This window comes from Christiangramia aquimixticola (assembly GCF_048285835.1).
Lineage (GTDB): Bacteria > Bacteroidota > Bacteroidia > Flavobacteriales > Flavobacteriaceae > Christiangramia > Christiangramia aquimixticola.
Genome location: NZ_JBLVTL010000071.1, coordinates 1 through 360, shown reverse-complemented (window position 1 = coordinate 360; position 360 = coordinate 1). Strand labels below are relative to the sequence as shown.

General features: G+C 50.6%; 1 protein-coding gene. It reads right to left on the bottom strand.

The window, feature by feature from the left end:
* A partial coding sequence (locus ACNKXV_RS13550) for a flavodoxin-dependent (E)-4-hydroxy-3-methylbut-2-enyl-diphosphate synthase (RefSeq protein WP_417908262.1) occupies window positions 1-334 on the bottom strand: 334 nt, incomplete at its 3' end.
* Window positions 335-360: the final 26 nt, after the last annotated feature.

The following is a 360-nucleotide window of genomic DNA, read 5'->3' as shown; positions in this document are numbered from 1 at the left end:
CACGGGTTGCATAGCGATCGATCAAGGCCTTGGCCACCGGTGCTTCAAACTCCGGATCTTCGGTCAAGGAAACCCGAACCGTATCTCCCAAACCATCTTCCAACAAGGTGCCTATTCCTACGGCAGACTTGATTCTCCCGTCTTCCGCTTCTCCTGCCTCAGTCACTCCTAGGTGAAGTGGATAAGGCTTGAATCCTCCTTCGTTTAGCTTTTGAACCAACAGTCGATAGGCTTGCACCATGACTTGGGTATTGGAAGACTTCATGGAGATGACTACATCAAAAAACTTCTCGTCCTCGCAAATTCTCAAAAACTCAAGTGCCGACTCTACCATTCCTAGCGGGGTATCCCCGTACCGGC